Source organism: Zobellella maritima (assembly GCF_003075035.1).
In the GTDB taxonomy this organism is placed as follows: Bacteria; Pseudomonadota; Gammaproteobacteria; order Enterobacterales; family Aeromonadaceae; genus Oceanimonas; species Oceanimonas maritima.
On sequence record NZ_QCZE01000001.1, the window covers coordinates 2,292,489 to 2,315,014 of the forward strand.

Here is a 22,526-nt window from a genome sequence, read left to right on the forward strand (position 1 = left end):
TCATGTCTAAAGACGAACAGCTGTCACAGCAAGAAATCGATGCCCTGCTCAATGGTGTCTTTGATGAAGAAGATGGCGGCAACGGCAAGGCCCCGAAAGTGCGCCTGTTTGATCCCGCCAGCCAACACAGGGTTGTCCGTGAGCGGCTGCATGCGCTGGATGTCATTAACGAACGCTTCGCCAGACAGTTCCGTGTCGGGTTATTCAACCTGATACGACGCAATGCCGACATCACGGTAGAGTCCATGCGTCACCAAAGCTATAGCGACTTCGCGCGCAATGTACCTGTGCCGGCCAATATCAACCTGATCGCCATGAAACCCCTGCGGGGCTCCGCACTGGTGGTCTTTCCCCCCAGCCTGATCTTCATGGTGGTGGAAAATCTGTTTGGCGGAGACGGTCGCTTTCTCATCCAGTCCGAAGGGCGTGAGTTCACCAACACAGAGCAACGCATCATCAAGCGTATCCTGAACCTGACCATCGAAGCCTATCAGGACGCCTGGAAGTCCATCTTCCCCTTGGAAATCAGCTACCTGCGTTCAGAAATGCAGACCCGCTTCGCCAATATCACCAACACGCCCGCCGACATAGTAGTCAGCACCCGCTTCCATATGGAAATCGGTAACCTGTCCAGTGATTTTCAGATCTGTATGCCCTATGCCATGCTGGAACCCTTGCGTGACAAGCTGAATAAACTGCAGACCGACACCATAGGGAACAGCGATGACGGCATATGGACCCAACGCATGGCCGGTGAAATAAAACATACCGAGGTGGAGCTGGTTGCCGATTTTGTTACCCTGCCCTCTCGCCTTTCCCAGGTTATGGCGCTCAAGGTCGGCGACGTGCTGCCCATGGAACTGCCCGATACCGTGTTCGCCCGTGTCGACGATGTGCCCGTGCTGGAATGCGAGTTCGGCAGCCAGAAAGAACAACGGGCCCTGCGTATCACCCGCATCATAGATCATGCCGCCAACGGTGCCGATAACGCCGGTCATTTTGTCAAAAGCCTGTTACCGCAAGCCACAGTTAAGGAGCCCCGTCATGACTGATCACAGCCCTTCCGATCAGAGTAACACCACAGATGAATGGGCCATGGCCGGGCAGCAGGGCCTGGCGCTGGCCGAACAGGAGGATCCCTGGGCCGAGGCACTGGCAGAGCAGGCCGCCCTGACCGAAGAGCAGCCGGCCGATACCGCCGCAAAACCCGCCGGCACCAGTGTGTTCAAGCCCCTGGAAAGCAAGACCCAAAGCGATCCACCCCGGGATCTGGATATGATCCTGGATATTCCGGTCAAGCTGACCGTCGAACTGGGCCGCACCCGGCTCACCATCAAGCAGTTGCTGGAGCTGGCTCAGGGCTCGGTGCTCGAACTCGACGGGCTGGCCGGTGAACCCATGGATATCCTGATCAACGGCTACCTGATCGCCCAGGGCGAAGTGGTGGTGATGGATGACAAGTACGGTATCCGCATTACCGAAATCGTCACCCCTGCAGAGCGGGTAAAGAAGTTGAATCGATGAGCGCCACCGCTATTTCCCTTGCCGGCGCCGATGGCGGCTCCCTGCCTGGCCTGGCCGTTTTAGGTAAAACGGCCGCTGTGCTGGCATTGATCATTGCCCTGATCCTGCTTTGCGCCTATCTATTCAGGCGGCTGGGCAACATGGGCTCGGGCAGCGGACTCAATCTGAGGGTCATTGCCAGCACCGCCCTCGGTAATCGGGAGCGGGTGGTGGTGGTTGAGCTGGAAGACACCTGGCTGGTGCTGGGTGTCGGCAACGGCCAGGTAACCAAGCTCCATGAGCTGCCGGCCCGACAGCCGGCATCCTTAGTGCATGACCGACCCGACGTTGAACCCGGCTTTGCCGGCCGCTTCGCCCGGGCCCTAAAGCAGCAAGCCGGTGAACGCTTGGCCAAAGGCCGCGCCGCGCCGCGAAACGGAGCCTGAAGATGAAGCGCTCTTCCTGTCTCGGAGCCTTGCTGCTGGCCGGGTTATGCTGCTGGCCAACACTCGTCGCCGCCCAGACACTACCGGGCATTATCAGCCAGCCCACCGCCGAGGGCGGTCAACAGTGGTCCATCCAGCTGCAGACCCTACTGCTGCTCAGCAGCCTGGCCTTCCTGCCCGCCATCTTGCTGCTGATGACCAGCTTTACCCGTATCATCATTATCTTCAGCCTGCTGCGCACCGCCCTGGGAACCCCATCAACACCACCCAACCAGGTGCTGCTGGGGCTGGCGCTGTTTCTGACCTTTTTTATCATGTCGCCGGTTATCAGCCAGATCCATGAAACCGCCTGGCAGCCCCTGGCCCGAGACGAGATCGGCATGGAATCATTTTTCTCGCTGGCCGCCCAGCCCCTGCGCGACTTTATGCTGGCCCAGACCCGGGATGCCGACCTGGCGCTGTTTGTCCGCCTGGCCGATGTCGGCCCCCTACAGGGCCCGGAAGACCTGCCCATGCGGGTACTGATGCCGGCCTTTGTCACCAGCGAGCTGAAAACCGCCTTTCAGATCGGCTTTACCATCTTTATTCCGTTTCTGATCATCGACCTGGTGATAGCCAGCGTACTGATGGCGCTGGGCATGATGATGGTGCCGCCGGCGACCATTTCCCTGCCGTTCAAGCTGATGCTGTTCGTGCTGGTCGATGGCTGGCAGTTGCTGATCGGTTCTCTGGCCCAGAGTTTTCATGTCTAGCGCGGCTCGCCCAGGGAGACAGCCATGACCCCGGAAGTGGTAATGAACCTGGCCTATCAGGGCATGCGAGTGACCCTGCTGCTGTCAGCCCCGCTGTTGCTGACCGCCCTGCTGGTCGGCCTGCTGATCAGCCTGTTTCAGGCCGCCACCCAGATAAACGAGATGACGCTGTCGTTTATTCCCAAGATACTGGCGGTATTTGCCGTGCTGGTAGTCAGCGGCCCCTACCTGTTGAAGCTGATCGTCGACTTTACCCGAGAGCTGTTTACCAATATTCCGTTGATGGTGATGTAGGAGCATGCTCGAGGTCACCTTTACCCAGCTGCAGGGCTGGCTGGTCGCCTTTTTCTGGCCCTTCATCCGTCTCGGCGCCTTCCTGGTAGCCGCGCCCCTGCTCGGCCATACCAGTATCCCCAATCGGGTCAAGATAGGGCTGGCCGCCCTGCTGACCCTGGTTGTTGCCCCTGGCCTGCCGGCCCCGCCGGATATCCCCATGATGTCCTGGGCCGGGCTGGGGATTGTGGTCGAGCAGATGCTGATCGGTCTGGCCATGGGCCTGACCATGCATATTCTGTTCGCCGTGGTAACGGCAGCGGGGGAATATATCGGCCTGCAGATGGGTCTCGGCTTCGCCACCTTCTTCGCCCCTGATACCGGCGCCAATACCATGGTGCTGTCACGGTTGTTGCACATGATAAGCCTGCTGCTGTTCCTGGCCTTTGACGGCCACCTGATGGTGATCGAGATCCTGGCCGGCACCTTTGTCATTCTGCCTGTCGGTATCAGCGGCCTGAATACCAATGCCTTCGAACTGTTGGCCCGCTTTGCCAGCACCATCTTTGTCTCCGGCCTGCTGCTGGCCTTGCCACTGGTGTCCGCCCTGCTGATCATCAACCTGTCACTGGGCATCCTTAACCGGGCATCGCCGCAACTGACGGTGTTTTCGATTGGCTTTCCGCTGACCATGCTGGTCGGCCTGGTGCTGTTGATGGTCATGATGACGGATCTGGGGCGTTTCATGCAGCGACTGTTCGGCCAGGGGATGGCCTTCCTGCAGCAGCTGGTGCAAACCATGGTGCCGCTATAATGGTAACCTCGGTGAACACGGCATGACAGGCCAGGTACATTACCGGACGAGCAGGGCCCCTCGCAGAGCATGGGAGCCAGGCTCAGGCGGGAGTCGCCTCATTCCCACGCTTCGCGTGGGAATGCAGTCGGCCCCGGTGATTATTTCAGGAAGTTGAACAGCGACAGGCCCTGAATATCCACAAAGGACTTCTGAGCGGCCTGCAGGCCCACCATACGCAGGCTGTAATTGGATGCGGCTTCCACATAATCCAGATCCACCAGATTCGACAGCGTCTGCTCGTAGTTGAGCATGCGGTGGTCAGCCACCGTATCGGCCATATCCAGCTCGTTCAACCGAGCGCCGACCGAGGCGCGCACCGTCAACACATTTTCCAGGCTGTTATCCAGCTTGCGCATCACAGTGCTCAGGGTATTGCCGAGCGCCGCCTGCTGCTGCTCTGTCTCTGCCGGTGCCGACAAAACGGCGATGGCCTGCTCAAGGGTGGTAAACAGATCCGGCGTCATGTCTTTCGCCTGTCCCACCTTGATGCTGTCGCCCGAGACCGGAGTGCCTTCCAGGCTTAGGGATAGACCACCGAACTGGATCGCCCGACCGGCGGTGTAAGCCTGGGGCTCGCCACCATTGATACGGTAGCTGATGCTGTCGGCGCCGCCTTCGAAGGTCAGCGTAAAACCGGCCCCATTATCCGGATGGGTTGTATCCAGCATCACAGGGCCGGTGAAGGTAACATTGCCGGCATTGGCGGCATTGGCCTCGGCCACATAACCGGCACCGGCCGGGACGCTCTGAAAGAGGGTACTCCCATTGTCACCGACCGGCATCAGCCGGGAGGCGTCAATACGCTGCTCACGCACCTGGTCATCCCCCACATAGCTCACCTTACCGTCCTTCCCTTTGACAAAGGGGGCGCTGTCGCTCTGAAAGCCGCCAAACAGGAAGCCACCATTGCCATCGGCGGCGTTGGCCTGTGCCAGTATCGACTCGTATACCCCCCGAATCTCACTGACATTCGCACCATGAACCTGGGTGCCGTTGGCCGCCTGTATCATTAGCGTCTTGGCTCGGGTAATGGCGTCGCCCAGGCTGTTAAGCACGCTCTCTTCCTGCGCCAGCACGTTGCGCGCCGTGACCCTGGCATGGGTATATTGCTCGGTGACCGCCATCGACTGCTTGACCCCCACAGCGCGGGAGGCCGCCATGGGATCGTCCGAGGGGTTAACCACCCGGCGCCCGGTGGCCATCTGCTGGCCCACCTTGAGAAACTCTCCCTGCTGGCGGTTCATCGACGAGATATTCCGTTCAAACATGGTCAGGGTACTGATACGCATAAGAGATCTCCGGTAGCTATCAGGCACGCAGGCCCAGCAGGGTGTCGAACAGGGTGGCACCCATCTCGATAACTTTGGCATTGGCCTGATAATACTGCTGATATTGCACCAGCCTGGCAGCCTCCTCGTCGAGGTTGACCCCCGACTCGGACTGCTGCCGGGTGCGCAGCTGCTCAGTCAGGGCCGTTTGTGCAGTCAGCCTCACCTGCACCTCCTGGGTACGGTTGCCTATTTCACTGACCAGGGCGCCATAGGCCTGGCTCAGGGTCGCCTTGCCGGTCACCAACGGCTTGCTCTGTAATTCCTGCAACGCCAGGGCATTGCGGTTATCACCGCTGCCCCACGCCTCTCCGGCGGCGATATCGGCAATATCCTCGATATCAAGCCTGAGCGTACCGGCCGCCTGGCTCAGCGGCTCCTCCACCCGGAAAAAGTCCTTACCGGCAAGCCCATTCAGATCCACCCCCTGCCTGTGCTGCCCATTGACGCCCTCGGCCAGGGACACCGCCAGCTGACCCAGCTGCTGCTGGGTGGCATCCAGGGTTTGCGAACGGAAGTCGAGCAGACCGCCCAGAGAGCCGCCCTGGATGGCACCGTCATCCAGCTCAAGCAGCTTGCCTGTTGAGTCCCGGTATCCCACCGCCGTGCGTGACGGATCAACCGATGAACTCACCGCCTCGAGTGAGTAAAACTGACTCCCCATCACCAGTGGCCGGCCATTGCCCATGGTCAGGTTGTATCTGCCACCATCCTGAATCGTCACGCTGACCCCAAGGCGTTCACCCAGCTCCGCCACCAGCTGTTCCCGCTGGTTGAGCAGGGTATTGGGTACGCTGCCGGTTTTGACATTGGCCAGACCTATCTCCCGGTTGAGCCCGGCGAGCTGCTCGGCCCTGCTGTTGATTTGGGCGATTTCATCACCGATCTGGCCATTGATGCCCTGTTGCATGCTGTCCAGGTACTCATCAACAGCGCGAAACTGGCTGGCCAGGGCACGGGCACTCCCCAGCACCCCCTGCCGCGCGGCCGGATCGGCCGGGCCGCCGGCCAGCGCTTCGAAGGAAGCAAAAAACTGATTCATCAAGGGCGCCAGCCCCCCATCCTGGTCGGCCAGCAGGGTATCTATCTGCCCAATCTGAAACTCATAGGTTTCCAGCGCACTCAGGGCGCTGCTTGAGGTATTCAGCTGTGCGTTCACGAACCGGTCGAACTGACGTTCAATGGCACTGATCTGAACCCCACCGCCGTAGCGACTCTCTCCCAGCTGCACCACTTCGCGGTTGTAACCCGGCGTATAAACATTGCTGATATTATTGCTCGTGGTATACAGGGCCTGCTGTGCGGCATGCAGGCCACTGATACCGATGGAAAAAATACTCATATTCCCATTCCCCTAGGGTCTGTCATGGTTATCGGCAGCCAGCCCTGCTACTTGAGGCAAACACGGCCAGGATCAAAATATCTGGCCCAGCTCAAACTCCCCGGGTAAGGAGCGGCCTTTCGCCAGCATCCCTTGTTTATCGAGCGAGCCCAGGGTATCCATCACCGCCACCAGCTTGTCGGCATAGCCGGGATCGGTGGCGTAACCGCTCTCCTGCAGCGCCCGCGCCGCCTGCCGCGCATCAGGCGCCGAGACCACGCCCGCATAACGCGGATTATCACTGATCAAGCGGGCATAATCGGTAAACGCCTGCTCAAAGGAGTCGTAGACCCGAAAATGATCGGTAAGCGCCACCCGCTCCCCTCGTACATATTCATGAGTGCCAACTTCGGTCGTCTTGCCCTGCCAACCGGCGCCAGCCTTGATACCGAACAGGTTGTGGCTGTTGGCGCCATCCGCAGTGGCAATTTCATAACGGCCCCAGCCGGTTTCCAGCGCCGCCTGGGCCAGGATCAATTCGGCCGGCACCCCGGTGGCTCGGCTGGCGCCCAGGGCCGGGGCCTCGAGTCGCTCGATAAAGGCCTGTACATGGGGCTGTGCCTGTCGCCTGTTTTCCGTTGACAAAACATGCCGTGCTTCGCTGACCGCCACCTCGCTGGCCTGAACCGGTTCCTTGTGTGGCTGGCCTTGCTCCATGGGTCGTGCCGCAGCCAGGCTGCCGGTCAGAACTCGGGGGTGACCTCTGGGAATACCGGCAATCAGGGCCTCGCTCTGGCCAGCTATGTCTGCGGCCGGCCCCGACCGGCGAGTACCCAGTTGTTGTAACAACTGCTCGGCCAGGCCAATACCACGACCGGCCACCTCCTGGGACAACTGTTGATCAAGCAGGGAGGTATAGAACTGTCGCTGATCACCCTTGGTCAGCCCGGCGTCGGGAACCGTCTCGCGCATGCTTTTCATCATCATCTGCACAAACAGCGCCTCGAATTGCCGGACCGATGCTTCCAGCCCCTGCTCGGGATCTCGCCCGGCAGTCTGCTTGAGCCGCTGCAGCCCCTGCATATCAAGGGAAAAGCGGCTGCCGATATCGTGCCTGTCCATCAGATTATCTCCAGTTCGGCGCGCAGCGAGCCCGCCGCCTTGAGTGCTTCGAGGATCGACATCAGATCCGCCGGGGTGGCGCCCAGGGCGTTGAGGGCGCTGACCACCGACATCAGATCAGCCCCTTCCACCACCTGGAGGGCGCCGTCCTGCTGGTTGATGGAAATATCGCTGTCGGGCACGACTGTGGTTTCCCCCTGACTGAATGGTGCCGGTTGGCTGACCCTGAACTCGGTATCGATAACGATGGACAGGTTGCCGTGGGCCACCGCAGCCCGATGCAGGGTTACCGCGCCATTAAGCACCACAGAGCCGGTACGGGAGTTGATCACTACCCGGGCCGGTGCCGCCATGGGTTCAACCCGCAGGCTTTCGATCCTGGCCATAAAGCGGACCCGCTCGTTGGCGCTCAGGGGGCCACGCAGGCGGATCACCCGACTGTCGAGGGCACTGGCCACCTGGCTGCCGAAGCTCTGATTGATGGCAGTCACCACCCGCTCGGCGGTACCGAAATCCGCTTCCTTGAGCTGCAGCTCCAGCTCGCCGGTCTCGCCACCCAGTTGCAGGGGCACCTCCCGCTCCACGATGGCACCGCCACTGATGCGTCCGCCGGCCTGCTGGTTGATCTGCACGCTGCTGCCACCGGCCTCGGCACCGGCGCCCCCCACCAGCAGGTTGCCTTGGGCCATGGCATAGATATCACCGTCGGCCCCCTTGAGCGGGGTCATTAGCAGGGTACCGCCGCGCAGGCTGCGAGCATTACCGATGGACGATACCACCACGTCGAGCCGCTGCCCCGGCCGGGAGAAGGGCGGCAGGTTGGCGGTCACCATCACCCCCGCCACATTGCGCAGCTGCATGTTGGTGCCCGGTGGCACGGTAATACCCAGCTGGGACAGCATGTTAGTCAGGCTCTGGCCGGTAAAGGGCGCCTGCATGGTCTGGTCGCCCGAACCGTCGAGCCCCACCACCAGCCCATAGCCTACCAAGGCGTTGTCGCGCACCCCGGCAAAGGTGGCCAGTTCACGCAACTGCTCGGCCCGCACTGGCAGGGCTGGCGTCAGCCAGAGCAGGCCAAGCAGGCTGACACCAATCACCTGCCGGCATGCCTTCCATCGCCGCTCCCCTTTGCCCTGAGAAAAGAGGGAGCTCACCGCCCGGCGTAATATTGAAAACAGCATAATGACCACAACTCAGAAAGGAGAGACATTGAGGAAGAAGCGCTGTAACCAGCCCATATGCTGGGCCTCGTTGATATAGCCCTCGCCTACATATTCGATACGTGCATCGGCCACCTGGGTGGAAGCCACCGTATTCTGACCGGTAATGGTACGGGGGTTGACCACCCCGGAGAAACGGATGAACTCGACCCCCTGGTTGATGGCGATCTGCTTTTCTCCGCGCACCCGCAGGTTACCGTTGTTCATCACCTCCAGCACGGATACCGTGATGGTGCCGGTGAAGGAGTTGTTCGCCTGGGCGCCTCCGCCCCCGGAAAATTCGCTGTTACCGGACAGATCGAAGCCATACTCCGCCAGTGTTTCCAAAGCATCCGGCAACTCACTGAGTCCCAGGCTGGCCGAGCCCCCCCGGTTGGCATTGGCGGCCGAGGTCTTGCTGGCGCTGACCTGTTCATCGAGCACTATGGTGAGGATCTCTCCCACCATGCGTGGGCGCCGGTCTTCAAACAGCGGCTGATAGCCGCGCTGTGCCTGGAAGATGGCGCCATTGGCCTTGGGCTGTGGCGGCTCGGGGAGGGTCATCTGTTCCTGCTCCCCCACCACCGAAGAACGCGGTAACTGGGCACAACCGTTGAGCAGCACAACCAGCCCTGTCAGCAGGACCTTGCCCGTCAGCCTTTCCTGCCATCTCATGCGTCTTGTTCCTGTTACAGCTGGGTCAGCCGGGCCAGCATTTCATCGCTGGTTTTGACCGCCTTGCTGTTGATTTCATAAGCCCGCTGGGTCTGGATCATATTGACCATCTCTTCCACCACATTGACGTTGGAGGTTTCCACATGTCCCTGGTAGAGGCGGCCGGTGCCATTCATTCCCGGCAGGCTGTCATTGGCCGGCCCCGAGGCGGTGGTTTCCAGGTAGAGGTTGCCGCCGATGCTTTCCAGCCCGGTCGGGTTGACGAAGGTAGCCAGACTGATTTGCCCGACCTGCAGGCTGTGACTGGTGCCAGGCTGGGTCACGGAGACGGTGCCATCTTCTCCTATGGTCACCGACAGGGCATTGTCGGGCAGGATCACCGCCGGGTCCAGTGGGTAGCCGTTGGCATTGACCATCTGACCGTTCTGATCGAGCTGAAAACTGCCATCCCGGGTATAGGCAAGATTGCCATCGGGCATGATGACCTTGAACATGCCCGCACCATTGATCGCCAGATCCCGGGAGTTTTCGGTACTGACCAGGCCGCCCTGATTATGTAACCGCTCGGTCGCCACAGGCCGTACCCCCGTCCCCACCTGCATGCCAGAAGGCAGTGTATTCTGTTCGTTGCTCATGGCACCCGGCTGTCGCATATTCTGGTACAGCAGATCTTCGAACACCGCCCGGGAGCGCTTGAAACCATTGGTATTGACGTTGGCCAGGTTATTGGCGATCACGTCCATCTGCACCTGCTGGGATTCCAGACCGGTTTTCGCCGTCCACAATGCTTTAATCATGAGTCATTCCTCTTTGTTCCAGGAACGACAGCAGGCTGCTGGCCGTCCAAAATGCTTTAATCATGGGTGATACCTCGTTATCCCTGGAGCGACAGCAGGCTGTTGGCCCGCTGGGCGTTGTCATCGGCACTGGTGATCATTTTCATCTGCATGTCATAGCGCCTGGCATTGTCGATCATCGCCACCATCGACTCGATGGCGCTGACATTGCTGCCTTCCAGTGAGCCCGAGACCAGCCGCTGGTCTTCGTCCTGTGCCAGCACAGGCACATTGCCATTGGCATCGGGCGCCGGACGAAACAGGCCGTCAACACCGCGCAGCAGCTGTCCCGGCTCGGGGGTAACCAGCTTGAGTCGCCCCACCTGCGCCAGGGCATCCGGACCTTCGCCGGCAGTGATGGCACTCAGGGTACCATCTGAGCCTATCGACAGCCGGGCGCCGAGCGGCACTATAATGGGACCGCCAGTCCCCATCACGGGGGAACCCCCACTGAGCAACAGGCCGTTACCATCCAGTTGCAGATCGCCGCGCCGGGTATAGGCTTCATTGCCATCGGCCCCCTGCACCGCCAGCCAGCCGTTACCTTCGAGGGCGATGTCCAGTTCGCGTCCCGTGGTGGTGACGGGGCCGGGGCTGAAGTCTGCACCCGGGGTAGAGGCCACCACAGAGACCTGGGTCGGCGACCGGCCATCCCCCAGCACCGGCACCGCCCGCATGGCCGACAGTTCGGCACGAAATCCGGTCGTCGAAACATTGGCCAGGTTGTTGCTGATCACCGCCTGAGAGTCGAGCGTCTGCTTGGCGCCGCTCATGGCGGTATATAAAATGCCGTCCACGATTCAGCCTCCGTTAACGCAGGTTGATCGAGGCCTGCAGTACCTCGTCCTGGGTCTTGATGGTCTGGGAATTGGCCTGATAATTGCGCTGGGCGATAATCAGCTTGACCAGCTCGCTGGTCAGATCGACGTTGGAGGTTTCTACCGCACCGGCCTCTATGCTGCCGAACAGGCCGGCACCGGCCAGCCCCATCAGTGCGGCACCGGAGGCATTGGTTTCGGCCCAGGCATTGTCACCAACCGGGGTAAGTCCTTCCGGGTTATTGAAGCTCGCCAGTACTATGGTGCCCAGCACCTTGGATTGCTCATTGGAATAGTTGCCGACAACATTACCTTTGTTGTCGATAACGACCCCCACCAGGCTGCCTGAACTGAAGCCGTCCTGGGTCAGTGAGTTGAGCTCGAAGTCATTGCCGAACTGGGTACTGCCGGCAAAGCCGAGATCAAGTTTCAACTCTGCTGCCCCGCCGCCGGGGCTGAAGGTAAAGTCTTCCATGCCGGTGGCCGAAGCCAGGGTACCATCCTTGTTAAACTCCAGGGTTCCCGTTTGTGTGGCCACTTCGCTACCACGGGCCTGTCTCACTTCCCACTGGCTGTCCCCTGTTCTGGTGAAATACAGGGTGACATTATGAGTGTGGCCCAGGGAGTCGTATACGATGCCGCTGTTGGCGTAGGAATAGCTGCTGCTGTCGGCCATATCGAAAGGCACTGTGTTACGGTCGATAACCGCCGAGCCCGCGTCCAGATTCAGACTCGCCTGGATGCTGGTGCTGGCATTGGCCTGCAATGCGCCCGCAGGTACCTTGAGTCGTTGTGGGTTGCCTCCGGCACCGACATCCGCCGGGTAACCGGTCAACTGCCCACCCTGGGCATTGACCAGGTAGCCGTCATTACTCACGGTCAACTGACCATTGCGGGAATAGACTACCTGTTCATTCTGCTCGAATCGGAAGAAACCATTGCCGCTGATCGCCAGGTCCATATTACGGTTGGTGGTTTCCAGGGTACCGTCACTGAAATCCTGCAGCACCGCCGACACCTTGGTGCCCAAACCAAACTGGGCCCCGGCATACACATCGGAAAACTGAACACTGGCTCCCTTAAAGCCAACCGTCTGCGAGTTGGCAATATTGTTGCCTATCACGTCAAGGTTGGTCGCTGCGGCCGAAAGACCGCTGAGCGCCTGAGAAAAACCCATTATACCGCTCCTTCAAGCATATCTATTAACCGGTTACGTATCGCAACCTCAGAGTATCTGACGAACATCATCCAGGCGGATCTGCTCGGAAACACCGCCCAGATCCAGCCGTGGACCATCCTCGGCACCGGTACTGATACCCAGCACCCGGGCATAATTAAGGCTGGTATGACTCAATGGCCGCCCACCAGACAGCGCTGTTACCGACAGCTGATAGGCGCCGGCCGGCGCCTGACTACCGTCATTCAGGGTACCGTCCCAGACAAAGGACTCGACGCCCGCCGCGATACGGCCCAGCTCAAAGTCGCGCACCGGCTGGCCACTGCCATCGAGGATGCTGATGGTGACCCGCTCGGCAGGGCTGGCGAGTTCGATACCGAAGGGAGTGCTGGCTCCGTCTTCGCCCAGCAGCAGTCGCTCACCGGGCACCAGCACATCCTTGCCGATCAGCGCCGTGGCCTGCAGGGTCTGACCGGCATCTATCTGTCCGGTAATGATCTGCATGGTTTCATTAAGAGACGCTATGCCGCTGACGGTATTGATCTGGGCCAGCTGAGAGGTCATCTCCGAGTTGTCCATCGGATTGAGCGGATCCTGGTTCTTCAGCTGAGTTACCAGCAGGCTCATAAAGCTACCCTGCAAATCTTCACTGACACGGGTGCCGGCCGTCTGGGGCTTAGCTATATTCAGGCTGTTGATAAAATTGCTATTTATGGTACCAGCCATGGTTATCCTTCACCCAGGGTCAGGGTCTTGAGCATCAGCTGCTTGCTGGTATTCATCACCTCGACGTTAGCTTGATAGGAGCGTGATGCACTGATCATGTTGACCATTTCATGCACCGGCTCCACATTGGGCAGGGTGATATAGCCCTGCTCGTCTGCCAGGGGATGCTCGGGGCTGAATTCCCGGCGCATGGGGCTGGGATCATCGATGACCCGGCTGACTCGTACCCCACCGTTATTCCCATCCCCGGGCCCGCTTTGTGCCTCGAACAGTACCTGCCGGGCCCGGTAAGGCTGATTGTCGGGGCCTGCCACGCTGTCGGCATTGGCCAGGTTGCTGGCGGTCACACTCATACGCTGAGACTGAGCGCTCATGGCCGAGCCGGAGATATCAAAGATGGAAAACATCGACATGGTCTACTCCTGTCAATCGGTCGGGCTGTGATTATTCCGGCTGCATTGCCGATTTAAGGCTTTGAATCCGGCTGTTCAGCAACACCAGGCTGGTCTGATAGCGCACGGCATTATCGGTAAACTGGGCGCGTTCCGTGTCCATATCGACGGTATTGCCGTCCAGGCTGGGCTGGGTGGGAACCCGATAGAGCAGTTCGCTGACACCCGCACTGCCAAAAGCCGGTTTGCTGATATGCTGTGCAGACGTGGTCGCTACGGTCAGCTCCGAACGGGCGGGTTGTTGCTCCATGGCCCGGGACAGCTCCTTGCCGAAGTCAAAATCCCGCGCCTTGTAATTCGGCGTGTCGGCGTTGGCGATATTGCTGGCCAGTACCTTCTGGCGCTGGTGACGGAGGTTCAGGGCCTCTTGATGGAAACCCAGAGCCCCATCCAGTTTATCGATCATGTGTCGACCCTATTGGCGGCTGAAAATAAGTCAGGCTGGAGCATAACCGTGCCCCCGTCGCCATAAAGGGATAAACAAGCCGATATTTCACCGTCAATTCTGTTCTTGGAGACAGGGCCATCCCCTTATAATGCGAACCATTACCGCGCCGCCAAGGACTCATACCATGCCAGCCTCCGAGCCCCGGCCCCCCCCATTTCCCCGCATCCTGCCATATCTGACGGTCTTGCTGTGGCTGATGGCCCCGAGCACCCCCGCATCAATAGAGCCGCCTGGACTGATGGAAGCGGTACATGCCTTCCTCTACCAGCAAAGCGGTGAACTGGGAGACGAGGTGAGTATCGAGGTGTTCCCCCCCTCCGCCCGGTTGCCCGAGTGCCGCTTTCCACAACCTTTTTTTCCCGGCAATGGGCAACCGCAATGGGGCCGCATCGCGGTCGGCGTGCGCTGTGGCGAACAGGGTGAACAGGTGCGCTACATGCAGGCACAAATCAAGGTTATCGGCCGCTATCTGGTAGCCGCCCGCGCCCTTGACGCCGGTACCCGAATCACTGCCGACATGCTGGAATTCCGGCAGGGGGATCTCAGCCGGCTGCCCCGGCAGGCCATCCTTGATCCCGGTGAGGTAATAGGCCAGCAGGCCAGGCGGCCACTGGCGGCGGGAACCACCATACAGCGTCATCAGCTGCGCGAACCGCCGCTGATCGAAAGGGGGCAGCAGGTAGTGCTCGAAGCGGCCGGCCCCGGCTATCGTATCACCCGGGAGGGAAAAGCCATGGCGCCCGGGGCAATGGGAGACCGGATCCGGGTCAGGGTCTCCAGACATACCATTCTCAGCGGGGTGGTGGTCGGTCAGGCGCGGGTCGCCGTGGCTGCACCCTGAGCCTTGGACAAAATACCCCCTGAACGGCTATGCTGCCTGCAGCATTAAAGTTATGGCATACGCTGCCGATATCCCGGATAAGTCCAGCATGAGGAACTTCCCTTGAAAATCGATCATCATCAGCTGCTGTCCCGCACCACCCAGCCGGAACAGGGCAGACCCAACGGCAGGGTGACATCCGATACGGCTGGCGGCACCGGCAAGGCTGGTCCGGCGGTCGTCACCCACCTGAGCCCGGCGATTCAGGACACCAGCCGGGATATCGATATGACCAGGGTCAACGAACTGCGCCAGGCCATCAGCGAAGGGCGGCTCGAGATCCGCGCCGATAAAATTGCCGACGGCCTTCTGAACAGCGTACGCGATTTGCTGGAGCAACAGGGCCGATGAGCCTGGATCAGCACCTGTCCTTGCAGGTAGAGCGACTGGCGCAGCTGACCGAATTGCTGCTCGAGGAGCGGCACGCTCTCGGCCAGGGAGAAATAGACGGCGAGCGGCTGTCGCGACTTGCCGCCGACAAACAGGCCCTGCTCATCCAGCTGGAAAAGTTCGAGACCCAGAGATATCAGACTCAGCTCAAACTGGGGTATGGCCAGGACATGGCCGGCGCCGAACGTGCAGCACAGGAAGCCGGTTGCCTGCAGCTATGGCATGCCCTGCTGGAGGCCACCCGACGCACCGCCCGCTTGAACAGCCTCAACGGCACCCTGATCAGCCAGCGCCTGCAGCACAACCAACGCATGCTCAACTTCCTGCACGAAGCCACCGGTCAACCCCTGTACGGCCCCGACGGCCAGCCGCGTAAAAGCGGCGGCAAACTGAGTTCCAGCGCCTAAGCCTCAGATGAAGCTTGCCCGATGGTGGCCTATCGCGCCTCGGCACACCTGCCATCAGCCGTTCCTTTCGAAGTACTCCCTCAGCTGGCTTTCGGTTGGTTGCTCACGAAACGCCAGCTGGCCATCGACCAGGATACAAGGGGAGTGCTGTATGCCGTGGGCCGCCACCAGTTCGGGATGATCCTCTATATAGAGCAGCTCATAGGGCACTCCCAGTTCCCTGAACTCCTGGTCCAGGTTGGCGGTGGAAAAGTCGGTCCGGGTGACCAGTAGTTGTACCTGCATGTGTCCTCCTCTCAGGGCCCGAGCCGGGCCTGCCCCAGGGTGTTGGCATCGGTGCCAAACCAGATGCTGTTGCTCCGGGAGTGGTAATACATATGACGTACCGCCCCCGCCCCGCTGGGGATGGGGGTAATACCAAAGAAACGGAGTTCGACAGGATCAAAGCCCATCAAGCGGTTGGGCCGGGAGCCCACATCGACCAGCCAGATCCGGTTCTGTTTATCCAGGGCCGAACCATAGGGCTGGCTCCGATGCCGGCCCGGAAGCGGCCATTCGCTGAAGAAGCGCGGGCCCGGTTGATAGCGCCCGAGCCGGCCACCGGCAAAATCCAGATACCAGATATCACCCTTGTCGGCGATTTCCAGCCGGCCGATATGGGCGTTACGGTTACCCGCATACCAGACCCGGCCGGCGAGATCCACCTGCGGATCCCGCGGCCGGGAAGCGTCCCAGGGCACGTCCCACTCCTGGATATCGAGCCTCTCGTCCATCGTCTCGGCCCCGGCCCAGAGCGTCAGCAGCAATCCCAGGGCAAGCAAGAGGATTCTCATCCGCTTCTCCCATCTTCTGCCAATGATTCTTTTAGTGTAGCCTCGGGGAGATCCCGGGAATGGGATCTGATCATAGGTAGCCCCACTGGCGATATGTTAAACTACCACCTTGTTGTCTCCGTCTGTTCATCCGCCTGGCAGCCCTATGAGTTATGTATTAAATCCCTTTGAAATCATGGCATTACCTGATGAAATGGCACATCATCGGCATGATTACAATCAGATAGTCATCGGCCTGAACGGCCAGACGGAATTTGATATCGAAGGAAACGGTAACCTGGTGGGGCCGGGCCAGGGCTGCCTGGTGTCGTCCGCCCTCAACCATGCCTTCGGGGGACTGGGCAGCAATACCATACTGGTGGTCAACCTGGCTCCGGAACCGGATGGCGCACTGACGGAGCAAAAACAGCGGTTGTATGAGCTGTTTCAACACCCGCGCTATTTTCAGCTGAGCCCCCAGGCCCGTCAGTTGGTCACTGTGCTGAGTGCAGAAATGCGCAGCTGTCCGGACGACACCCTACTCGGCCAGGCCTGTGCCAATACCCTGGTGTGCGCCCTGCAGCGACACATGGATCTCCCCCAGAGCCGCTCCCGCACCCATCGCCTGAATATAGAGGTAATAGACGCCTATATAGCACAGCACCTGGGTCGGAAAATCACGGTGGCCCAACTCGCCGGCTGCGTCTTCCTCGGCGAAAGCCAGTTTCACCTGCTGTTCAAGGAGCAGACCGGCCTGTCCCCCTACCAGTACGTGCTGGAAAAGCGCCTGGCCGAAGCCCGGAGCATGCTCACCTCCAGCCATCACAGCCTGGCCTATATCGCCCAACATTGCGGTTTTTCCAGCCAGAGCCTGTTCACCCAGATATTTTCCAGCCGTTTCGATATCTCTCCCGCCCGTTACCGCAAATTGCACCGCTAACCGGAGTATTTCATAAAAAAAACGGAGTAATGCAAAAGACCGGCATGGCCACTTTCTCCTACTATATTTAGTTAAGTAACAAAAGTTTAACCGCTGCTTAAAAGCGAGGTCCGAAATAATCATCCAAGCCAGCGGCGGCATGACCCAGCCCCCTTGGCGTGACATTATTTTGGCTCCGACAGGAAATCCCCAAGAGGAATAGGGCATGATTGAATCCAACTCCGCCATTACCGGCACCTTTATTGTGTATCTGATCGCCATGATGGCCATCGGTTACTACGCCTATAAACGCACCGCCAACTCGGCCGACTATTTCCTCGGGGGCCGCTCTCTGGGCCCCTGGCCCGCGGCCATTTCCGCCGGCGCCTCCGATATGAGCGGCTGGCTGTTGCTGGGCCTGCCCGGTTATGCCTATGCCGCCGGGGTCGAGTCCTTCTGGCTGGCCGGCGGCCTGCTGCTGGGCACCTGGGCCAACTGGATGTTCTGCGCCAAACGGCTGCGTACCTACACCCTTGAGGTGGACAACGCCATCACCATCCCCGAGTATCTGTCCCGCCGCTTCGAAGACAAGTCCAAGCTGCTGCAGATTATCTCCGCCCTGGTCATTTTGCTGTTCTTCCTGTTCTACACCAGCTCGGGACTGGTGGCCGGCGGCAAGCTGTTCCAGACAGTATTCGGCATGGATTACCAGATAGCCGTAATAATCGGTACCCTCTGCATCGTATCCTATACCCTGTTCGGCGGTTTCCTGGCCGTATCGTGGACCGATCTGGTACAGGGCCTGCTGATGGCCGCCGCCCTGATGATAGTGCCGATCGCCGCGATGGAAGGTGGCTTCGGCCAGCTGAGCTCTGATCTGCATGCCCAGAACCCCGAGCTGCTGACTCTGTGGAGCGACATCAAGGGCGAGCCCCTGTCCGCCATCGCCATTATCTCGCTGGCCGCCTGGGGCCTGGGCTACTTTGGCCAGCCCCATATCCTGGCCCGCTTCAATGCCACCCGCAGCAACAAAGACATCACCACCGCCCGCCGTATCGCCGTGACCTGGAGCATGCTGTCCATGGCCGGTGCCCTGATGGTCGGCATGGTGGGTCTGCTGTATGTCCAGAACAATATGAGCGGCGGGCTGGCCGATGCCGAAACCATCTTTATGGTGCTGGTCAATGCCGTGTTCCACCCGGTGATCGCCGGTATCCTGCTGGCAGCCATCCTCGCCGCCATCATGAGCACCGCCGACTCCCAGCTGCTGGTCTCCTCTTCCGCCCTGGCCGAGGATTTCTACAAGCAGCTGGTCCCCAGCGCCACCCCGGAAAGCCTGGTCAACATTGGTCGTTTCGCGGTAATTGCCCTGGCGGTAGTGGCCCTGCTGCTGGCGATGAACCCCGACAGCACAGTGCTGGGCCTGGTGTCCTACGCTTGGGCCGGTTTCGGTGCCGCCTTCGGCCCCGCCCTGTTGTTCAGCCTGTACTGGCGTAACATGAATCGCAACGGCGCCCTGGCCGGGGTACTGGTCGGCGGCATTACCGTGGTGGCCTGGAAACAGATCTCCGGCGGCATCTTCGATATCTATGAAATCGTCCCCGGCTTTATCTTTGCTTCCATCGCCATTGTGCTGGTCAGCAAGCTGACCGGTGCGCCCAAGGCATCGGTCACCAAGACCTTCGACAGCTACGAAAACAGTCTGGAAACCCTGGACTAATAAACACAAAGAGGCCCGGCTTGACCGGGCCTTTATTTATCTTTCCCTTCCGGCTTATCCCTACCGATGAGCCGTCATCCACATCATGAGCATCCTTCCGGGTACGTCACCCGACCGTTCACCCGCTCCGGCTACTCAACCCGGATCAGCTGTTCACCTTCCAGGCCGGCAGGGATTTCTCCCGCCTCGAGGTATTTAAAACCGGTATTGACGCCGAATTCGGAGATACCCAGGGCCTTGACCAACTCGAAATGCCGCTCATAGGCAAAAATATAGCCCTCATCGGTGGCCGGTTTGCGCAGGATGGCTTCGATCGTCTCAACCTCTCCACTACCGAACGTCTCCACTAGGCGCTGGGCATTCCCTCCCTGCGGGCCGATGGGCTCGGCATCCTGATCCGGTTCAAACAGCTCCGGTGACGAATTATATTGATCCACTACCCAACCCTGCTCACAGAGGGCGTACATCAGGATATCGTCATCATGATTGAGCACCGCCAGCACGGGGGCCTGCAGCTCCGACGACAGCCGGGCACCCAATGCGAGCACCACTTCCGGCTCCTGTCGCTCGGAGGCTTCATCAAACACCACCACCGAGCCCTTGTGGGCCGGGGTCACAAAGGCATTTCGTCCCGCAAGCACCGCGGCCACCGCCTGGGCATCGGTACAGAGCACCGTATGGCTGACATAAAAGCTTTCCATCTGCATCCACCCCGGGCACAAGCCCTCTTCTGTTGTGAGATCCCATGACATTACCCTTTCAACATAGACCGAAATCGATCTCGAGGCTGACTGAGTCAAAACTGATAGAGTCGGCCGCCCTCAGACGGTAGCTGCTCGGGTGACACTTGAGCGATCAAAATGCCCCGCAAGCGGGGCATGTAGAAAAGACAGGAAACAGGGCTCGGACGTTAGCCGCGCTTTTTTATCCAGATAGGGTTGGAATAGGCCCGATTGCCGTTACGGTCTTCCACCACCCACTGCAGCCAGGTGTAGTTGGGCGGCACCGGTACTCCGGTACGGAACACCTTGGCGCCGTTGATCCGCCAACCGGCGACCTGCTCGCCATCCAGCCAGACTTCGGCCTTGCTCAGGCCAGCCTCGGAACGCAGCTCTACCCTGGACTCGCTGAAGGGGGAGATTTCTTCACCGAACAGGGTGCCTGCCGCATAGACCTGGGGGCCAAAACTGACAAAACTGTGGCCTCTGCCGACGGCGCTGGCAAAGTCGGCGCTAAACTTGCCGTTGGGCGTATACGCATACAGCCGACCGCTGTTTTGCCGCGGGCCCCGCAGCAGGTGGTTGGCGCTGAGATAGACCCGCTCGCCCCGGTTCCAGCGTTGACGCAGCTTGGCCATCTGGGCTTCAAAGTTGCTGCTGTCATCATATTCATAGAGGCTGATTACGGTATTGGGGCTTGCCCCCGTCACCAGCTCGTCGGCCAATACCTTGCCCAGGGAGCCGGCGCTTAACCAGGCGTCGAAGCTGTGCTGTTGGCTCGGCTGGTAGCTGCGTCTTAAATCATCCGTTTCAGACAAGGCACCCAGCCCTTGCTGCAACTGGCCCTGGGACCAGTGACCGACCACTGCCTGGGTAAGCACCTTGTGTGCGCCCTCGGCAGCTTCCGGAGCCGCGTTTTGCACCAGGCGATAACCGGCAAACAGGGTCTTGCCGACCGGATTCTCCAGCTGACTGCTCAGCTTGATGCCGGGATAAGCCTTCTCGACCTCATACCGGCTCAGCAGGCGGTGTCCATTCCAGCTGCGGTCCACCTCGATCACCACCCGCTCCGGTGTCTGCTGCGTAATATCGATGGCGTTCAGGGTCATGGCCTCCTCTCCGGGCACAAAGTCCAGAGAGACGATACGATCGGCGCCGAACACGCCGTTTTCCACCAGCGCCATATCCACTATGCTGCCGGCCTTGCCTGCCTTATCACCCCCGGCGATGGCGAAGGCAAAATAAGGAGTTACTATGGTGATGTCCTCGCTGCCATTGGCATCCCCCCCCTGGATCCAGGTAGGGCCTTTCAGCACCTGAATGTCGGCAGGTGGAACATTTTTCTGGGGTGCGCTTTGACAAGCAGCCAGCATAGTCGCTACCAGCAGGGGTAGCCCCAATCTATAAAAACGCATAAGGTGTAATCCCGGGATCTGGAAAGAACAATAACTGGCGAGGATTCTGACAGCTCCTACATAGAAGACAAGAGCCCGCATCGGGATAAAAGCCGATATAAGCAGCCACCAGCCAGAACTCCCTCTCGTGCGCCAGTAACTGGCATATTCAGTCGATAATAACGTCAAGATCCGGCTTGGTGCACACTGTCACCTTCCAGCCAGGCTCGCGCTTCGTTCGTCTTTTCAAAATATTTCAGCTCTCCCTCGATAAACCACTGGGCTATCTTTGCCATCAGCCTTTCCCTGAGATCGACTCCCACTATGGCCACCCGGGTAAATGCCTTGGCATACTTGCGGGTAAACACAATATCTTCCCACAGGGCCATGGTTTCCCAGTGATTAAAGTCGATCATATTGATCAACGCCTTGATTTTCGGCGTATCCATCTCCTCCAGCGCCTGCTCTACCCGGGTTTCCATCTCCATAAAGTCATCGTAGGCAATGTCCCCGTAAATTTTGATGGTGAGCAGCAGGGTATCGCCTTGCCTATCCAGTTCAACCGCCATGCCATGTGCTTCCAACATTCCTTTACCCTCCACGGTGCCCGTATACACCCGCTAAGTATGGTTCTAATTGTGGGCCCTGTTTGGATAACGAGATACAAAATAGCGCAAAAAACACGCAAAAACGGCCACAAAAGACAACGACGTGCATCTTGATCCCGCCGCCATTTGGATGCAGCCTTACGGCCTGTTATCGCTATGCTGGAACTCGAGATGTTAAAGATGAAATACCTGATGGCCTTGCTGATGATAGCCGCTCTCGGCTATCTGGCCGCCATGCCCTATATCACCGTCAACCAGATCCGGGAGGCCGCCGATCGGCATGACAGTCAGGCACTGGCCGAACATGTGGAGTTTGACAGCGTACGCCAGAGCCTGAAAGATCAGCTAAATACCCGTCTGCTGCAGGAGCTTGGCGGGAAAATCAAGACAAATCCCTTTGCCGCCCTGGGGGCCGCCTTTACCAATATGATGGTGGATGGCCTGGTTGATACCTATATGACACCAGCCGGCATAGAGCAGCTGATGCGTGGCGAAACGCCGGCCCCCGGCATCCCCAACCGCTCGTCGGTATCGCACCAGCCCCAGGGCGACGCTCAATCCGCCCCCTACCCACCCAACAAGCCCTTTGCCGATGCGCGCATGGGCTACGCCTCGCTCAATACCTTTGTGGTGACCATGAAGGATGAAAACGAGGAAGAAGCCAAGTTTATCCTACGGCGCCGTGGCCTGGAGTGGAAGCTGACCGAAATACTGCTGCCGCTGGATTGAACTCGGCCTTGGCGGC

General features: G+C 59.6%; 28 protein-coding genes. 12 read left to right on the plus strand and 16 right to left on the minus strand.

The window, feature by feature from the left end:
* Window positions 1-2: 2 nt before the first annotated feature.
* The 6 genes from fliM (at window position 3) to fliR (ending at window position 3,788) form a co-directional block, all read left to right on the plus strand.
* The gene (fliM, locus tag DCS96_RS10555; protein ID WP_116474225.1) at window positions 3-1,052 is read left to right on the plus strand and encodes a flagellar motor switch protein FliM; all 1,050 of its coding nucleotides are present in this window, start codon (window positions 3-5) and stop codon (window positions 1,050-1,052) included.
* A gap of 61 nt (window positions 1,053-1,113) precedes the next feature.
* Window positions 1,114-1,524 (plus strand): flagellar motor switch protein FliN, encoded by a 411-nt coding sequence (gene fliN, locus DCS96_RS10560; protein WP_232818258.1) that lies wholly within the window; start codon window positions 1,114-1,116, stop codon window positions 1,522-1,524.
* Complete coding sequence (gene fliO / locus DCS96_RS10565) at window positions 1,521-1,949, plus strand: flagellar biosynthetic protein FliO (RefSeq protein ID WP_116474227.1); 429 nt, start codon at window positions 1,521-1,523, stop codon at window positions 1,947-1,949. Before fliN ends, fliO begins: the two co-directional genes overlap by 4 nt.
* Window positions 1,950-1,951: 2 nt before the next feature.
* The gene (fliP, locus tag DCS96_RS10570; RefSeq protein WP_116474228.1) at window positions 1,952-2,701 is read left to right on the plus strand and encodes a flagellar type III secretion system pore protein FliP; all 750 of its coding nucleotides are present in this window, start codon (window positions 1,952-1,954) and stop codon (window positions 2,699-2,701) included.
* A gap of 24 nt (window positions 2,702-2,725) precedes the next feature.
* Window positions 2,726-2,995: a flagellar biosynthesis protein FliQ gene (gene fliQ, locus DCS96_RS10575; RefSeq protein WP_116474229.1), complete on the plus strand. Its 270-nt coding sequence runs from the start codon at window positions 2,726-2,728 to the stop codon at window positions 2,993-2,995.
* 4 nt (window positions 2,996-2,999) lie between these two features.
* Window positions 3,000-3,788, plus strand: coding sequence for a flagellar biosynthetic protein FliR (gene fliR, locus DCS96_RS10580; protein WP_116474230.1), 789 nt, complete (start codon window positions 3,000-3,002; stop codon window positions 3,786-3,788).
* A 140-nt stretch (window positions 3,789-3,928) separates the two neighbouring features.
* Here fliR and flgL read toward each other — a convergent pair whose 3' ends face one another.
* The 11 genes from flgL to flgB form a co-directional block, all read right to left on the minus strand.
* Window positions 3,929-5,119, minus strand: a complete 1,191-nt coding sequence (gene flgL / locus DCS96_RS10585; RefSeq protein ID WP_116474231.1) for a flagellar hook-associated protein FlgL — start codon at window positions 5,117-5,119, stop codon at window positions 3,929-3,931.
* A 19-nt stretch (window positions 5,120-5,138) separates the two neighbouring features.
* Entirely contained in the window at window positions 5,139-6,500 is a 1,362-nt protein-coding gene (gene flgK, locus DCS96_RS10590) for a flagellar hook-associated protein FlgK (RefSeq protein ID WP_116474232.1), read from the minus strand.
* 72 nt (window positions 6,501-6,572) lie between these two features.
* Window positions 6,573-7,601, minus strand: a complete 1,029-nt coding sequence (flgJ, locus tag DCS96_RS10595; protein ID WP_116474233.1) for a flagellar assembly peptidoglycan hydrolase FlgJ — start codon at window positions 7,599-7,601, stop codon at window positions 6,573-6,575.
* On the minus strand, window positions 7,601-8,782 hold the full coding sequence (locus DCS96_RS10600; RefSeq protein ID WP_116474234.1) for a flagellar basal body P-ring protein FlgI: 1,182 nt from the start codon (window positions 8,780-8,782) through the stop codon (window positions 7,601-7,603). The genes flgJ and DCS96_RS10600 overlap by 1 nt, the downstream gene beginning before the upstream one ends.
* Window positions 8,783-8,794: 12 nt before the next feature.
* Window positions 8,795-9,475: a flagellar basal body L-ring protein FlgH gene (locus DCS96_RS10605; protein ID WP_116474235.1), complete on the minus strand. Its 681-nt coding sequence runs from the start codon at window positions 9,473-9,475 to the stop codon at window positions 8,795-8,797.
* A gap of 14 nt (window positions 9,476-9,489) precedes the next feature.
* Complete coding sequence (gene flgG, locus DCS96_RS10610) at window positions 9,490-10,272, minus strand: flagellar basal-body rod protein FlgG (RefSeq protein WP_116474236.1); 783 nt, start codon at window positions 10,270-10,272, stop codon at window positions 9,490-9,492.
* A 77-nt stretch (window positions 10,273-10,349) separates the two neighbouring features.
* A complete protein-coding gene (locus DCS96_RS10615) occupies window positions 10,350-11,108 on the minus strand; it encodes a flagellar basal body rod protein FlgF (protein ID WP_116474237.1) in 759 nt (252 codons plus the stop codon).
* Window positions 11,109-11,121: 13 nt separating this feature from the next.
* Window positions 11,122-12,306, minus strand: a complete 1,185-nt coding sequence (gene flgE / locus DCS96_RS10620; protein WP_116474238.1) for a flagellar hook protein FlgE — start codon at window positions 12,304-12,306, stop codon at window positions 11,122-11,124.
* Between the two features lie 48 nt (window positions 12,307-12,354).
* Window positions 12,355-13,032, minus strand: coding sequence for a flagellar hook assembly protein FlgD (locus DCS96_RS10625; RefSeq protein ID WP_116474239.1), 678 nt, complete (start codon window positions 13,030-13,032; stop codon window positions 12,355-12,357).
* Window positions 13,033-13,034: 2 nt separating this feature from the next.
* The gene (gene flgC, locus DCS96_RS10630; protein ID WP_116474240.1) at window positions 13,035-13,445 is read right to left on the minus strand and encodes a flagellar basal body rod protein FlgC; all 411 of its coding nucleotides are present in this window, start codon (window positions 13,443-13,445) and stop codon (window positions 13,035-13,037) included.
* Window positions 13,446-13,476: 31 nt separating this feature from the next.
* Complete coding sequence (gene flgB / locus DCS96_RS10635; RefSeq protein ID WP_116474241.1) at window positions 13,477-13,890, minus strand: flagellar basal body rod protein FlgB; 414 nt, start codon at window positions 13,888-13,890, stop codon at window positions 13,477-13,479.
* 280 nt (window positions 13,891-14,170) lie between these two features.
* On the opposite strand from flgB, the gene flgA reads away from it, so the two are divergent.
* The 3 genes from flgA to DCS96_RS10650 all read left to right on the plus strand — a co-directional run bounded on the left by flgA (window position 14,171) and on the right by DCS96_RS10650 (window position 15,609).
* Window positions 14,171-14,773 (plus strand): flagellar basal body P-ring formation chaperone FlgA, encoded by a 603-nt coding sequence (gene flgA, locus DCS96_RS10640; RefSeq protein WP_232818223.1) that lies wholly within the window; start codon window positions 14,171-14,173, stop codon window positions 14,771-14,773.
* A 102-nt stretch (window positions 14,774-14,875) separates the two neighbouring features.
* Complete coding sequence (gene flgM, locus DCS96_RS10645; RefSeq protein ID WP_116474243.1) at window positions 14,876-15,163, plus strand: flagellar biosynthesis anti-sigma factor FlgM; 288 nt, start codon at window positions 14,876-14,878, stop codon at window positions 15,161-15,163.
* Window positions 15,160-15,609 (plus strand): flagella synthesis protein FlgN, encoded by a 450-nt coding sequence (locus DCS96_RS10650; protein ID WP_116474244.1) that lies wholly within the window; start codon window positions 15,160-15,162, stop codon window positions 15,607-15,609. The genes flgM and DCS96_RS10650 overlap by 4 nt, the downstream gene beginning before the upstream one ends.
* 54 nt (window positions 15,610-15,663) lie before the next feature.
* Here the strand turns inward: DCS96_RS10650 and DCS96_RS10655 are convergent, their stop codons facing one another.
* Both DCS96_RS10655 and DCS96_RS10660 read right to left on the minus strand, forming a co-directional pair.
* Complete coding sequence (locus DCS96_RS10655; RefSeq protein ID WP_116474245.1) at window positions 15,664-15,894, minus strand: thioredoxin domain-containing protein; 231 nt, start codon at window positions 15,892-15,894, stop codon at window positions 15,664-15,666.
* Between the two features lie 11 nt (window positions 15,895-15,905).
* Complete coding sequence (locus tag DCS96_RS10660) at window positions 15,906-16,442, minus strand: Vgb family protein (RefSeq protein WP_116474246.1); 537 nt, start codon at window positions 16,440-16,442, stop codon at window positions 15,906-15,908.
* Window positions 16,443-16,587: 145 nt separating this feature from the next.
* Here DCS96_RS10660 and DCS96_RS10665 point away from each other — a divergent pair, with 145 nt between their 5' ends.
* Both DCS96_RS10665 and putP read left to right on the plus strand, forming a co-directional pair.
* A complete protein-coding gene (locus DCS96_RS10665) occupies window positions 16,588-17,361 on the plus strand; it encodes a helix-turn-helix domain-containing protein (protein WP_116474247.1) in 774 nt (257 codons plus the stop codon).
* A 208-nt stretch (window positions 17,362-17,569) separates the two neighbouring features.
* The gene (gene putP / locus DCS96_RS10670) at window positions 17,570-19,060 is read left to right on the plus strand and encodes a sodium/proline symporter PutP (protein ID WP_408646009.1); all 1,491 of its coding nucleotides are present in this window, start codon (window positions 17,570-17,572) and stop codon (window positions 19,058-19,060) included.
* Window positions 19,061-19,191: 131 nt separating this feature from the next.
* Here putP and DCS96_RS10675 read toward each other — a convergent pair whose 3' ends face one another.
* From DCS96_RS10675 to DCS96_RS10685, 3 genes are all read right to left on the minus strand, one after another.
* Window positions 19,192-19,761: a hypothetical protein gene (locus tag DCS96_RS10675; RefSeq protein ID WP_157953623.1), complete on the minus strand. Its 570-nt coding sequence runs from the start codon at window positions 19,759-19,761 to the stop codon at window positions 19,192-19,194.
* Window positions 19,762-19,970: 209 nt separating this feature from the next.
* Window positions 19,971-21,194 (minus strand): CehA/McbA family metallohydrolase domain-containing protein, encoded by a 1,224-nt coding sequence (locus tag DCS96_RS10680; RefSeq protein WP_116474250.1) that lies wholly within the window; start codon window positions 21,192-21,194, stop codon window positions 19,971-19,973.
* A gap of 164 nt (window positions 21,195-21,358) precedes the next feature.
* The gene (locus tag DCS96_RS10685) at window positions 21,359-21,760 is read right to left on the minus strand and encodes a SpoIIAA family protein (protein ID WP_116474251.1); all 402 of its coding nucleotides are present in this window, start codon (window positions 21,758-21,760) and stop codon (window positions 21,359-21,361) included.
* 192 nt (window positions 21,761-21,952) lie between these two features.
* Between DCS96_RS10685 and DCS96_RS10690 the strand changes: the two genes are divergently transcribed.
* The gene (locus DCS96_RS10690; RefSeq protein ID WP_116474252.1) at window positions 21,953-22,510 is read left to right on the plus strand and encodes a DUF2939 domain-containing protein; all 558 of its coding nucleotides are present in this window, start codon (window positions 21,953-21,955) and stop codon (window positions 22,508-22,510) included.
* Window positions 22,511-22,526: the final 16 nt, after the last annotated feature.